The sequence below is a fragment of the Bacillus sp. FJAT-45066 genome (assembly GCF_002335755.1).
Lineage (GTDB): Bacteria > Bacillota > Bacilli > Bacillales > Bacillaceae_I > Bacillus_CD > Bacillus_CD alkalisoli.
The window spans coordinates 3,435,226-3,448,008 of sequence record NZ_NISQ01000001.1; the positions used below are offsets into that span (position 1 = coordinate 3,435,226).

Consider the following 12,783-nt stretch of genomic DNA (forward strand, 5'->3'; position numbering starts at 1 on the left):
TAGTATATTTGTACTGTGCAATAAATAATAAATAGATTTTTTGTTTTCCTCATGCTTATTCAACATCAGTACCCAATAAATTCTGTCATCCTTGGTAAAAGGGTTGCAAATTTGGGTGCTAATACATGCTTAAACTATTGAAAAACATAGATATATTAACAAAAGAAAGCAGTCCAATTCAGTTGCGAATTGGATTGCTAAATTGTGTGTAAATTATACTTTTGTACTCAAAAACTGAATCTATAATCCTAAAAACATCCATTTTTCAGCTGTTACTCTAACTGTCAATTTATTTTGAGTCATTGTATTTAGGACAACTTATATTGCTGTTTTCCACTTTCATCAAACATTCATAGTAATTGAACTGGCCACCACGGCATAGTTTTTCTATTTCTGAATAATTTTCAGGATTTGGTATGCAACCCCACAATGCTGACATTCTGCATTAATTTGTTCAATTCCTAATACTTTTTATTTAAAATCCTGGTCATTAAGTTGATGAATTCTTTTATTCCTTCTTCAGCACCTTTTAGAAATATCTTTTTCATTCTATTAGTCCTCCTTTAATGATTCAATTATAATTTTTCCTACCTTTTTTCCACCTACTGCACCAGCTGCTAATCCTGAACCTGTTCCAACAAAACTACCAATTGCAAACCCGATGCCTGCTCCAGGAGGACCTCCTATAACCATTCCAATACCCGCACCTAAACCTGCGCCTGATGCTCCACCTGCTGCGCCGCCTGTTGCCGTTCCAATCGTAACGCTCACTGTCTTAACTCCCCAGTCCATTACAGCTTCTTTTTTTTCATTTACAAATTCAACAAGATTACTCAATCCCATTATCCTCACTCCTATTTTAGATTATTGGTGACATTTTCAATTGATTTCAGTACTTCGATAAAAATTTCTTTAAATAGGTTGAAATTCATTTTCGTTCCACCTCTTCAAAATTTTAATTGTTCATTTATTTACATTATAGGTTTATTATTACAAAATGTAAACATTTTTACATAAAGTTTTTATTTTTTATTTTTGAAATACATTTTACTTTAAGTTAAAATATAATAAGAGAGGTGTTAATATGAATAATTACTTAATAATGCTTGGAAGTAACTTTACTGATATCCGACAGTTATTAAATCTTACTCAGGAGGATTTAGCTAATAAAATGGGAGTAAGCCGTCCCACAATTGTCAAAATTGAACAGGATCCGTCTCGATTAACCAAAACTTTAGCCTTTGCTTTTTTCGTATCCATATCATACGAAATCAAGAAGCGCATAAAAGAAGTCAAAAATATAAATCCATCTGCTTACAAGTCTCCAGATTCACTAAATACTTACATGAAAGTGATTTCAGGTACTTCTTTATTGTCAGCTGGAACTATTGCTGCTACGGCGACGCGTAGCTTAGGTGCTGTATTACCTGGGATTGGTGTAGCGATTGCTACCGCAGTTGGAATAAAGTGGGGTTTAAAAGCCTTGAAGGGCAATGTAAAAAATGAAGTAGAACAAAAGATTAAATGGGATGAAGAAAAGGCAAAAAAGGTCTTAGAGGAAGTCCAGAAAAAGCTACTTGAAGATAAAACAAGGTTGTTAAGTTACTTAGAATTAAGTTCTCTTGATATTTCCCAGTTTGTCGAAAAAATAAATAACAATGAAATCACTGAGGAAGAAGAGCAATGATTGCTCTTCTTTTTTTATTGGCTCTGTTAAAGTTTAATGTTTATATTTAGTAAAAAGCAAAACCTCCAAATTTAAGGAAGTTTCACTTTAGTATTATTGGATTATTCAACCTTACCTTATTTTAAATGAAATTATTCGCAATTTAAGTGTCTTCATAAAAAAATACTACTAGAAAATAACGATTTAGGTTAGAAAAGAATTAATCAATAGGTATCTAATCTATGCGTAGTTGCTAAATTACTTGCTGCGCAGTAAGCGTCTACTAAGCATTAAGCTAATGACGATTTTTCATTTCACAATACTGGAAAAAGCTACTATTCCCGCTTTTATTAGTACCTTTCCTTGTTCCATACTCGCTTCCGTTAATCGAATAAGACAACACCAATTAGTAAATACCCTCGCACTCCCAACTAAAGTGTTTACTTTTTCTGATACAGTCCAAGAATCTGCACTACAACTTTTTACTATCTTAGAAATATGATGACAACTGGGAGATTTAACAAAGTTATTAATTCAAAGTTTAACCATACAGGTAAACGTTGCATATTCCTTAGGAGAACGTCGCATTTTATCCCTCTATCTATCCGAAAATGCATCGTTTACTATTTTTACTTGTTCATGCTCTTATATTAAATTCTTTGTAAAAGAATATGGTAAAGGAGCAGTTTTTCATGGAAACGTTCACTTTTGAAAGAATCAAAAGCTATCAAAGTTTTGCTAGTTTGGAGGGAATGAACGAGGTGGTGCGAAGGTTTTTATATGTGCACAAAGCCTCTTTGTCTCATGGGGCCATCGAGGTCATTCGGTATATCGCCAAACATTCTTGTAAAGTAATCGGTGTATCTTTTTCCAAAAACAAAACAATCGCAAATGCATTGAATATAAGTGTACGTACAGTCACGCGTTCTATCACAAAATTAGTCAATCTTGGTTTCCTGATGAAAATACATACCATTCGGGAAAATGGCAAGCAAGGAGTAAACATACTCGTCATTCAGCCTTTTTTTTCAACAAAGATGACCACCTATCCTGACCAGGTATGTGACCACCCTAATAAAACTATTATGAAACTAGATTCACTCTGTGAGAATAAAAAACCTATAGTCGAAAAGAAAGGAAAATCGACTAGTACCATACCTACTTCTCATTTTTCTACTCTTTTGGAAAACAAGCGGTTCAAGAAAGACCCTAGTGAACATATTGATAGCAGCTACTTACCTGAATTTATCCATCCAGAATTTATTAAGGCTGCTGATCCATTTTTTACTCCACTTGAAATATATACATTGTGGAAACGTGTCAACACCACCTATAACAAAATACCTTTTAATCGGCCTTTAGAGGAACTTATCGGGTCTGTTGTTCGATCGTTAAAAACGTCTATTTTTATGCATAAAAACAAGAAAATACATACTTCCTTTGCAGGGTATTTTTACAAGACGTTGTATGCAAATTTAATAGCAGAAAAGCGGAAAGAGAACTATGAGCGGTTGATGTTTGATGTGTTCAATGAGATGGTAGAGGCAGAGACAGGTACTTCCTGATATGGAGCAAGACCCCCAGTATATTCAAGGGTGGGTAGTTTTGTCTTTCATGCTAGAAAACTAGTAAATGCACTCGTAAGCACTAATAATCGGAAAGTTGTCATCCTATCGGCATCACCCCCTTCCGACACCAAAAATAAGTATTGTTAAAGACTAGAAATTTATGGATAATAGATTTTGTAGAATTAGGGTTGATCTGACTGATAAATCATAAAGTATGGACACAGTGACAGGCTCCTTGTCTAAGCATATTTGAGAATATAACAGTCTGGCTGTCATAGTTAAAGTTACATTTATAGGTATACAATACACCTTGATTCTTGCGTTACAAAGTAGTCAATATTTTCAACTAAAAAAAATAATGGAGGAATTTGCTTGGTTTATAGAATCTTAGTATCGCTTGCAATTCTTATTTTTATATTAGAACTATATATTTTCCCTAAATTCTTCAAATTTGAGACCGGGAATAGTGGGATATTTTTAGGGTTGATACTAATTTGTATAGTCCTTTTCTATTTATTGGATAAAGTACAAAATAAGGGAGATTAATGGAATGGACACGGGTACTGCCCAAACATATTATGGAAAATAAAAACCTGAACGAATCCAAATAGTTATATATGTACAACCTACTTAAAGGAATTTTTTTACCCATGTGCATGGTCAGTTACTTTTTCTAAGTAGAAAAAGTTCTATTTAAAAGAAAATCACTTTTTATAAACTATTATTCTACTAAATGTCCGTAGTATTTGAAGAATGAATGAATAACTACTTTAAAGTTGTCGTAGCTATTGGATATATATGTTAATATAATATATAGATTTTGGAAAATATGCTTACATAACACACTTAATAAGGAGGAATTGTTTTGAAGAAAATAGCTGGTTTTTCCTTTTTAGCTTTCATACTAATATTTTCCTTCGTGTTTATTTCAAATAAGAAGAGTTATTCTGATGTAACGGTCATCTATCATCTTTCAGAAAGTTTTGATGGTGGCTGTGTGTATTTACGATATAACGAAGACAATGAAAAACCGTTGGAAATAGTAAATAAAGAACTGATCATTGATGTACCTGAAAACGGAAGAGTTATGACTTCCTCTTCTTCAGATGTTATAACAAAATTAGGATGGCATAAAGTAAAGGCTTATTATGTTAACGAAAATCGGGAACGCACAGAAGAAATTCCTCATGAGAAGTTTTTGAATGGTCAACATAGCAGTACAGATAACAATCCTTTATCTGAAACATACAGTATTTCATTTGATGGTAGGGATGGACACTGTAATTAGTCCTGTTTAGAAGTGCGAAGTCGGGACGGGGTTGAATTCACATTTTTCGTAATGTGAATTCAACCCCGTCCCTGTTTTTCATTCACTCAATGCAATTGTTGTTCATAGTAGCCATTATTGGCCCTGTATATCTGTCTTCTTTCATAGATGCTGTTTTCCCAAGCTTTTAGGGACATGCTAGCATTAAAATATGGAAGGTGCTAAGTTTAGTTGGCGTTGGATGCAATAAGTTGTGTAGGGGATTATGGGGCGGAGGTATTAGTAGCACTGTATTTAAGTCTGACTAATAACTGAATAAAGTTCCTAGTAAAGGATACGTATCCCTTTTTCCAAAAGGATTATTTTAAGATGTAGGTGAACAAATCTGGTAGGTTGTAAAAAGTGATTATAAGGGGCAAATCTTGTAAGTCGGATTGTGCTTCTGTAAATGCCATACTAAGTTATGGGCGTTGCTGCAAGGAAGCGGTTGTGCAGTAACAAAGATTTTGATTATCGCATCCTTAGATAACTTTTTATTATCGAAGTTTAAAAGTGGACATGAAAATTTTTCAGTCGGTAACATCTACAAGCATTGACTTAATACTATTTTGAGATACCATATTCATAAGTTTTGGTGCTCCTTTGTAGAAAGTTTGTTTTCGGGAACAAACATCTACCATTTTTACAATAGGAGAATTTTTTATTTTTGTCTACGAATTTTCTACGAAAATTATCTTCACAGTAAACTACTTACAATATTTGTATGATGTGCAACGCTAGCGGGACATGTCCCTCTGTTCACCATTTTTAGAAAATTCAAAATTTAGTATTGACAAAACCGCAAATGGTAAATATTATATAGTTAGGTTGGTTAGGAAAGTTTACAAACTAACGTAGTTTAATGTCGGATTTTTTTGAGGGGCACAGTAGATATGAAACAAGCTAGAAGTAACACACCTAACTATTTGAAGTACTTAAATTCAAAGAAAATATTGCAGTTTATTCGTGATAATGAACAAACCTCGAGAGCGGATATCGCTGCTATGCTGGCAATTAGTAAGCCGACAGTCTCCTCTATCGTGGATGAATTAATTTCCGAGGAGTGGGTCCTAGAGAAAGAAGGATCAGAATCAAGTGTACTCGGTGGCAGAAAGCCGGTTTTGCTCACCTTCAACCCCAATGCCCGCCTGTTAGTAGGTGTCGATATTGGTGGCACCAATATTGAGGTCGGAATCGTAAATGCCTACGGGACCATCATCGCTCGCAAAGTATTAAGCACTCAATATGCGCTAAAAAAAGACCTTGTGTATGAAGCGTTCCTCGCCATTCAGAGTTTAGTGCAAACATATAACATCGATAAAAATAAAATCATGGCGGTTGGAGTAGGAGCACCAGGTATCACTGATTCAGATAACGGAATCGTGTTAGATGCACCAAGCTTAGGTTGGAAAAACTTCGAGCTAAAAAAAGAGCTTCAACAATTACTAAAACTTCCAGTATATGTTGAAAATGACGTCAATGTTGCGGTATTAGGCGAGCAATGGAAAGGCAAGGCGAAAAATGCGGACCATTTAATCCTTATAACGTTAGGTACTGGTGTTGGCTGCGGCATTATTGTAAATGGCCAACTGTACAGAGGGGCTTCTTTTGCAGCTGGAGAAATTGGCTACATGGTTACAGATAAAAACGAAGCACTAGAAGATTATGACCATATTTTTCAAGGCTTCGGATTTTTAGACAGCCATGTTGGTGGACCGTCTATCGTAAAAAGAATGGAACAAAAGCTAGCTACGCTTACGGACTCGCATCCCCTAAAAAACAAAGAATTATCAGCAAAGCTAATTTTTGAACATGCAATCACCCATGACCCAATCGCAACAGAAGTCATTGAAGAAACACTGGAACATATAGCGTTTGCGCTTGTAAATGTTATCTGTATTTTCAACCCACAATGCGTCATTCTTGGCGGTGGTTTATCAAAGTCAGGGCAGTGGTTCTTGCCAAAAGTGAAAGCCGTTATCGAAAAGCATCTTCCAATGAACACGGATATATATATATCAGAAATCGACGGCTTATCCTTACTAGGTGCTGGGGCATTAGTTTTACGAGAACACGAATCGTTACTAAATAATCGAGGGGGAAACTAAATTGGCGAAACGCTCACAGCGATATATTGATATACAGCTAGAGCCAACGTACCGACATACACGAGATCATTTTTATCAACACATTATGGAAATCAATATAGCGCACGTATTAATGCTACGAGATCAAGCGATTTTAGACAGTGACGATGCAAGAGAAATTTTAGATGCTACATATAAATTGTATAAACAAAGCTACACAAAAGAGTACGATGACCGTTATGAAGATTTATTTTTCATGCTAGAAGCAGACCTTACAGAAATAATAGGTCCGATGTTAGTTGGAAACATGCATATCGCGTTCAGTCGAAACGATATGGACACGACGATGTTTCGCATGTTTTGGAGAGAAAAAATTACCACCTGGCTAGACAAAGTAAATGCTCTACGACGAACCATTTTAGCTCTTGTTAAGGAACATAAACATACAATCATGACCGCCCACACACATAATCAGCAAGCACAACCTACGACTCTCGCACACTACTTATTAGCTGTAGAAAATAACCTCCAACGTGATACAAAAAGAGGGCTGGAGCTTTATAAACGAATCAATGTCTCGCCAATGGGAGCGGCAGCCCTATCGACAACAGGATTTAATATAGACCGCCATCATATAGGTACCCAGCTAGGCTTTGATTCCCCAATGGCCAATTCTTATGACGCCATTTCGGCATCCGATTTTATGATGGAAATTAGTAGTGTACTTTCTATTTCGCTATCCTCTATTTCTAGATTCGTATACGATTTAATTTTTATGACGACGAACGAAGTGAACACGCTTCGTTTACATGACCAGCATGTTCAAACATCAAGTATCATGCCACAAAAAAGAAACCCATCTGCACTCGAACATACGAGAGCTTCCATTAGTAAAGCGATGGGCGAGCTTCAAGGAACCATGTTTTTAACACATAATGTGCCACTCGGAGACATAGTCGACATTGGCGATGATATTCAAATGCCACTATACTCCGGCTACTCACAAACAATCAATATATTAGACATTTTAACGGAAATTTTAGAGCACGGTACATTCCATAAAGAGCGCTTACTTTACCACGCGCAAAATGGTTTCTCGACTGTAACCGAACTGGCAGACGTTTTAGTACGAAACTATGAAGTGCCATTTCGAATCTCACATGGAATTGTAAGTAAGTTTGTAAAAGAGCTTTTAGCAGAAGGAAATGACCTTACAAATGGAAGCGCTAACAAGGTAAATGAAATTGCTCAACATGAGTTTCAATTACTGTTAAACGTTTCAGAAGAAGATTATCGGAAAGCGGTTTGTCCGAAAAACTTTATTAACGTTCGCGACATACTCGGTGGACCAGCGGCAATAGAAGTCGAAAACCAATATGTGACTTGCCTTGAAACGTTAACGTATGACGAAAGCTGGGTAAAGGCAACGTTTGAAAAACTAGATAACTATATTCTGAGGCTTCATGAAACGGTAGAAATGAGTATTAAACGATAGTAACACGGAGTTGAGGTTGTACTTTAACTCCTATTATAAAAAGCAATTGAGGGGGATAAAAATGAGAAAATCGTTAGTGCTGTTTTTAGTTTTGTTGCTTGGTGTATTTGCTGCAGCTTGTAGTAGTGACAAAAAAACGACAAGTGGAACGGATGGAGACATCATTGAAATTGAGTATTGGCAATACCATTTCGAGTCAAAAGTGAACTTAGTTGACGAGTTAATTAAAGAGTTTGAAGATGCGAACCCTGGAATCAAAGTAAAACATACAACATTTCCTTATGATCAATTCAATGAGAGAGTAGCGGCACAAGTACCTGCAGGTCGTGGCCCAGATGTGATCAACTTATTTTACGGATGGGTTCCTAGATACGTAGATTCTGGCTACTTACAGCCATTACCGCAAGACGCATTCCCGCACGATATGATAGAATCCGAGTTTTTCCCGATGGTGGAATCTGTCAAGCTAGACGGGGAATATTGGACGATACCAACTGCTGTAAGAACAATTGCATTATTTTATAATAAAGACCTTTTCGAAGAAGCTGGCTTAGATCCAAATAGCCCTCCGACAACATGGGATGAGTTAGTAGACTATTCGTTGAAGCTAACGAAGCGCGACAACAACGGAAGAATACAACAAGCTGGTCTAGCTTGGGAGCCAAGTCAACAAGGGCACCACTGGTTTAGAGATGCGTTATTGTATCAAGCTGGCGGCCAGGGTTTAAGTGAAGACCGTAAAAATATTTTATGGGCACAATCACCTGCTGGTTTAGATGCATTCAGATACTGGTTAGATTTTGCAACAGAGCACAAGGTAGGAGAGCGTAACTTCTACACAGATGATGTAACGGCGTTTAAAACAGGAAACGCAGCAATGAACATTGATGGTTCCTTCCGTATCGGTACATTACAAAATGATACACCAGACTTAAACTACGGAATTGCGCCACTTCCTTCGAAAAATGGCACGAAAGCAACACAATCTTCTTTCTGGAGTAACGGCATCACTTCTAAAGTAGAAGGAGAAAAGTTAGAAGCATCGGTGAAATTCCTTCAGTTCTTAACAAGTGAAGAAGTAATGGAAAGATGGTTAGACAAAATCGGGGAGCTTCCTGCAAGAGAAAAAGTAGCATTCCAAGACAAATATTTAAACCATGAACTATACGGTGCGTTCATCGAGCAGCTACCGTATGCAAATGCCCATTTCTTCGTGGATGAAAGTAGAGAAAGAGATTTAGTCATTCAAGCGGTAGACCGAGTTCTATTACAAGGTGTATCCCCAGAAGATGCTTATAAAGAGCTAGTAGACGGTACACAAAGTCTGTTTGATGAGTATTGGTCTAAGAAAGATTAAGTAGTTTGAGAGAAGAGGGACGATGAATATCGTCCTTCTTTTAAAAATAGATACATAGTTTTCTGCAAACCAAAAAGTAATGTTCATTGTCCAACATGAGCGGATTCTGGCCATGAACACAACCACTGTTTTCATAGGAGGTAATAGTAATGGCTGAGCCATCTTATCAACCGAGTACACCTACTAAACCTAAACCGAAGAAGAAAAGATTTACGAAACCGAACTTAACATTAAAACAAAGCCAATATTTATTCGTCTATGTCTGCCTCTTACTACCATTAATTTTTTATCTAGGAATTCGAATCGCACCAACCTTATATACATTTAATATTGGATTTAGAGAATGGAACATTTTATCGCCAGAAAAACCGTTCGTTGGATTGGATAACTACAAAACACTAATGTCAGATCCTATTTTCAAAAAATCGTTATGGAACACGTTAATTTTTATCGTTCTTGGGGTTGCTGGCCAAGTAATCATCGGGCTTGCGATCGCTTTATTGTTACAACGAATTAATAAGTTCGTTGGGATATTTCGTGTTATTTATTTTATTCCGTACGTCACAAGTATTGTAGCAATAAGCTGGGTATTCAAATGGCTATTTATGAACAACGGAATTATCAATGAACTTTTAGTAACGATTGGAATACCTCCGCAGTTATTTTTAAATTCTCCAGACCAAGCAATCTATATTATTATCGGAACGATGATTTGGCAAGGACTAGGTTTTCAAATGATTATTTTCTTAGCCGGTTTAGAAAATATCCCGAAAATGTTTTACGAGGCAGCAGAAGTGGACGGAGCGAACAGTTGGCAAAAGTTCAAAGACATCACCATCCCGCTGTTAAATCCAACGCTCGTCTTCTCGGTCGTTATCGGAAGTATCACCTTTATTCAAGTATCCTTCACTCAAGTTGTCAATATGAGTGTGGATAGCGCAGGTGGACCATTACACTCCACGATTTCTGTTGTTGTCTATATTTATCAGTTGGCGTTTAGACAATATAGCATGGGGTTAGCTTCAGCAGCTACGGTCATCTTGTTCTTATTTATTCTGGCGTTAACGATTTTCCAAATGAAAGTACTATCTAAGAAGTTTGATTATTAATAAGGAGGGAAAAATCATGGAAAAACAGAAAAAATCAATCATCGTATATGCATTACTAATCTTAGGTTCCATTATAATGATTTTCCCATTCATCTGGATGGTGTCCACTTCCTTAAAATCAGCCTTAGATGTATATACACTTAGTATCATTCCGGAAAATCTAACATTCGAAAACTACCGCCGAATTTTTCAAGATTCCTTATTTCCGCGCTGGTTTATAAACAGTATCATTGTAGCGGTTGTTACAACCATTAGTGTTGTCTTTTTCGATTCATTAGTCGGCTATATTATTGCTAAGTTTAAGTTTATTGGCAAGGGCATTATTTTTATTGCGATATTAAGTACGTTAATGGTTCCGACAGAAATGCTTATTATCCCTTGGTATATTATGAGTTCTGAGTTTGGGTGGACGAATAGTTATTGGGGGCTCATTTTCCCAGGTTTAATGACTGGCTTTGGTGTATTTTTAATGAAGCAATTCATGGAAGGTATTCCGGACGACTTGCTAGATGCAGCAAGAATTGATGGCTTAGGCGAGTTTCAAATCTTCTGGAGAGTAGCCATTCCTCAAGTATGGCCAGCGATTTCCGCACTATTCATTTTCTCGTTCTTAAGTAACTGGAATGCGTTCTTATGGCCGTTAATTGTAACAGATTCTTCCGAACTATACACGTTACCAGTCGGTTTATCGTATTTCGCATCAGGTGAGTTTGAATCAAGATGGGAGCTCATTATGGCAGGCGCAACAATCACAGCCCTACCTTTAATACTAGTATTTTTCTTATTACAAAAGCACATCATAAAAGGAATTACTTTAACGGGTATGAAGTGATTTGGGAAGCCATGTAGAGATTGTATTACATGGCTTTCTTTTTATGTAAGGAGGACAAAAGTTATGCGAGTAGATGTTCAAACGGAAGTTGGGAATAACATGAGGATCGTGAAAGTGAATAGTTATGAAGAAATGAGCGTTATGGCAGCTGAGCTGTTGATGAAACGAGTCCAACAAAATCCTTTTTTGACAGTAGGATTAGCAACTGGTGGGACTCCGAAGCGAATGTATGAAATTTTAGTAGAAAAGTTTAGGGCAACTGGTGCGCCTTCTTATGAGAATGTAAAAACATTTAATTTGGACGAATATATTGGGCTGCCGAAAACGCACGAGAATAGCTACTATTATTATATGAATAAACATTTGTTTAGCGGAATTAATGTGAAAAAAGAAAACACAAACATTCCGAATGGGATTTCCAATAATCATGAGGAAGAATGTCAGCGCTATGAGCGATTGATTGAAAATGCAGGAGGGATAGATCTGCAAATTCTTGGGATTGGGAAAAATGGTCATATCGGGTTTAATGAACCTGGAACTTCCTTCACTTCCAAAACACATATCGTGACTTTAACAAGCTCCACCCGAAAAGCAAATGAAAGATACTTTTCAAGCTTAAACGAAGTTCCAACGCAAGCTATCACCATGGGCATCCAAACAATCATGAAAAGCAAAGAAATCATCCTCCTAGCCTCAGGGAAATCCAAATCCCAAGCAATCGAACAACTACTAAAAGGCAACCTAACCGAACAATTCCCAGCCTCTATCTTAAACACCCACTCCAACACCACCTTGTTGTGGACATAGGGTAGGCTGAGACTGCTGGAAGAGGACACGGGGACAGGCTCTGTGTCCATACAAATATTGGTAATTACTAATGAAACCATAATGCTCTTTAGTAGTTTACTAAGCAGTTGAATAAGCTTAAAGGGATTTTTAATTTTCCCCACATTTTAATATAAACGCTTAAGATCATTATTCCAGCTTTTAGTTCCCTGGTAGATTGGGTAGTATTACGTCTCAAGTTCTTAAGTAACACTCATTCATAACAGATTTTATCTTGGGGGCGTTGGATGCTTCTGCTTAGGGAGTTGTGTCTTGGAGCGGAGGGTTAGTTCTACAAGTGATGCGCACGAGGAAGTTATCATTATACTAGCAAATCTAGTAGACGGACATTTACAAAAAGATAAAAAGGCCCGGTGACAAGTTCCATTTCAAATAAATAGTAGAAGTGTAAATAAAATTACAAAACAACCCGTTGGTAACGGAATAGTTTTATCCTCTTATGCATTTTGATATTACAAAGTAGAAACATCTATGTAGTCAAAGGGAAAACCGCTTTATGTTGCTAGCAAATAAAGAA

At 36.7% G+C, this 12,783-nt stretch carries 10 protein-coding genes; 9 read left to right on the forward strand and 1 reads right to left on the reverse strand.

The window, feature by feature from the left end:
• Positions 1-552: 552 nt before the first annotated feature.
• Entirely contained in the window at positions 553-843 is a 291-nt protein-coding gene (locus CDZ92_RS17340; RefSeq protein WP_255249836.1) for a hypothetical protein, read from the reverse strand.
• A 241-nt stretch (positions 844-1,084) separates the two neighbouring features.
• On the opposite strand from CDZ92_RS17340, the gene CDZ92_RS17345 reads away from it, so the two are divergent.
• The 9 genes from CDZ92_RS17345 to nagB all read left to right on the forward strand — a co-directional run bounded on the left by CDZ92_RS17345 (position 1,085) and on the right by nagB (position 12,227).
• Complete coding sequence (locus tag CDZ92_RS17345; RefSeq protein WP_096156461.1) at positions 1,085-1,687, forward strand: helix-turn-helix domain-containing protein; 603 nt, start codon at positions 1,085-1,087, stop codon at positions 1,685-1,687.
• A 671-nt stretch (positions 1,688-2,358) separates the two neighbouring features.
• The gene (locus CDZ92_RS17350) at positions 2,359-3,231 is read left to right on the forward strand and encodes a helix-turn-helix domain-containing protein (RefSeq protein WP_176483802.1); all 873 of its coding nucleotides are present in this window, start codon (positions 2,359-2,361) and stop codon (positions 3,229-3,231) included.
• Positions 3,232-4,099: 868 nt separating this feature from the next.
• Positions 4,100-4,522, forward strand: a complete 423-nt coding sequence (locus CDZ92_RS17355) for a DUF6843 domain-containing protein (protein ID WP_096156463.1) — start codon at positions 4,100-4,102, stop codon at positions 4,520-4,522.
• A gap of 911 nt (positions 4,523-5,433) precedes the next feature.
• On the forward strand, positions 5,434-6,648 hold the full coding sequence (locus tag CDZ92_RS17360) for an ROK family transcriptional regulator (protein ID WP_096156464.1): 1,215 nt from the start codon (positions 5,434-5,436) through the stop codon (positions 6,646-6,648).
• Position 6,649: 1 nt separating this feature from the next.
• Positions 6,650-8,122 (forward strand): argininosuccinate lyase, encoded by a 1,473-nt coding sequence (gene argH, locus CDZ92_RS17365; RefSeq protein WP_096156465.1) that lies wholly within the window; start codon positions 6,650-6,652, stop codon positions 8,120-8,122.
• Between the two features lie 61 nt (positions 8,123-8,183).
• The gene (locus CDZ92_RS17370) at positions 8,184-9,479 is read left to right on the forward strand and encodes an extracellular solute-binding protein (RefSeq protein WP_096156466.1); all 1,296 of its coding nucleotides are present in this window, start codon (positions 8,184-8,186) and stop codon (positions 9,477-9,479) included.
• Between the two features lie 149 nt (positions 9,480-9,628).
• Positions 9,629-10,588, forward strand: coding sequence for a carbohydrate ABC transporter permease (locus tag CDZ92_RS17375; RefSeq protein WP_096156467.1), 960 nt, complete (start codon positions 9,629-9,631; stop codon positions 10,586-10,588).
• Positions 10,589-10,604: 16 nt separating this feature from the next.
• Positions 10,605-11,420 (forward strand): carbohydrate ABC transporter permease, encoded by an 816-nt coding sequence (locus tag CDZ92_RS17380; RefSeq protein WP_096156468.1) that lies wholly within the window; start codon positions 10,605-10,607, stop codon positions 11,418-11,420.
• A gap of 99 nt (positions 11,421-11,519) precedes the next feature.
• Complete coding sequence (gene nagB / locus CDZ92_RS17385; protein ID WP_096157055.1) at positions 11,520-12,227, forward strand: glucosamine-6-phosphate deaminase; 708 nt, start codon at positions 11,520-11,522, stop codon at positions 12,225-12,227.
• Positions 12,228-12,783: the final 556 nt, after the last annotated feature.

Bases quoted from the DNA above. Each gene is read 5' to 3' on its own strand.
- CDZ92_RS17340 (WP_255249836.1), bottom strand. From the start codon at position 843: ATGGGATTGAGTAATCTTGTTGAATTTGTAAATGAAAAAAAAGAAGCT.
- CDZ92_RS17345 (WP_096156461.1), top strand. From the start codon at position 1,085: ATGAATAATTACTTAATAATGCTTGGAAGTAACTTTACTGATATCCGA.
- CDZ92_RS17350 (WP_176483802.1), top strand. From the start codon at position 2,359: ATGGAAACGTTCACTTTTGAAAGAATCAAAAGCTATCAAAGTTTTGCT.
- CDZ92_RS17360 (WP_096156464.1), top strand. From the start codon at position 5,434: ATGAAACAAGCTAGAAGTAACACACCTAACTATTTGAAGTACTTAAAT.
- CDZ92_RS17370 (WP_096156466.1), top strand. From the start codon at position 8,184: ATGAGAAAATCGTTAGTGCTGTTTTTAGTTTTGTTGCTTGGTGTATTT.
- CDZ92_RS17375 (WP_096156467.1), top strand. From the start codon at position 9,629: ATGGCTGAGCCATCTTATCAACCGAGTACACCTACTAAACCTAAACCG.
- CDZ92_RS17380 (WP_096156468.1), top strand. From the start codon at position 10,605: ATGGAAAAACAGAAAAAATCAATCATCGTATATGCATTACTAATCTTA.
- nagB (WP_096157055.1), top strand. From the start codon at position 11,520: ATGAGGATCGTGAAAGTGAATAGTTATGAAGAAATGAGCGTTATGGCA.